The sequence below is a fragment of the Neobacillus sp. PVCKKU3 genome (assembly GCF_058323225.1).
Genome location: NZ_JBLVQN010000098.1, coordinates 1 through 942 on the forward strand (window position 1 = coordinate 1; position 942 = coordinate 942).

Annotated in this window: 1 rRNA gene; it reads left to right on the top strand. The window is 53.0% G+C overall.

Going from position 1 to position 942, the window contains the following annotated elements:
• Nucleotides 1-942 (top strand): 23S ribosomal RNA (locus tag ACNQGS_RS28955); the annotation flags it as partial.

The following is a 942-nucleotide window of genomic DNA, read 5'->3' on the forward strand; positions in this document are numbered from 1 at the left end:
TGGTGTCCGCGGTAGGAGAGCGTTCTAAGGGCGTTGAAGCTAGACCGTAAGGACTGGTGGAGCGCTTAGAAGTGAGAATGCCGGTATGAGTAGCGAAAGATGAGTGAGAATCTCATCCACCGTATGCCTAAGGTTTCCTGAGGAAGGCTCGTCCGCTCAGGGTTAGTCGGGACCTAAGCCGAGGCCGAAAGGCGTAGGCGATGGACAACAGGTTGATATTCCTGTACCACCTCTTTATCGTTTGAGTGATGGGGGGACGCAGGAGGATAGGGTAAGCGCACTGCTGGATATGTGCGTGCAAGCAGTTAGGCTGGTGAATAGGAAAATCCGTTCACCGTAAGGCTGAGCTGTGATGCCGAGGGAATTATAGTACCGAAGTTCCTGATTCCACACTGCCAAGAAAAGCCTCTAGCGAGATAAAAGGTGCCCGTACCGCAAACCGACACAGGTAGGCGAGGAGAGAATCCTAAGGTGAGCGAGAGAACTCTCGTTAAGGAACTCGGCAAAATGACCCCGTAACTTCGGGAGAAGGGGTGCTTTTTGGGGTGAATAGCCCCGAAGAGCCGCAGTGAATAGGCCCAGGCGACTGTTTAGCAAAAACACAGGTCTCTGCAAAGCCGCAAGGCGAAGTATAGGGGCTGACGCCTGCCCGGTGCTGGAAGGTTAAGAGGAGGGGTTAGCGCAAGCGAAGCTCTGAATCGAAGCCCCAGTAAACGGCGGCCGTAACTATAACGGTCCTAAGGTAGCGAAATTCCTTGTCGGGTAAGTTCCGACCCGCACGAAAGGCGTAACGATCTGGGCACTGTCTCAACGAGAGACTCGGTGAAATTATAGTACCTGTGAAGATGCAGGTTACCCGCGACAGGACGGAAAGACCCCATGGAGCTTTACTGTAGCCTGATATTGAATTTTGGTACAGCTTGTACAGGATAGGTAGGAGCC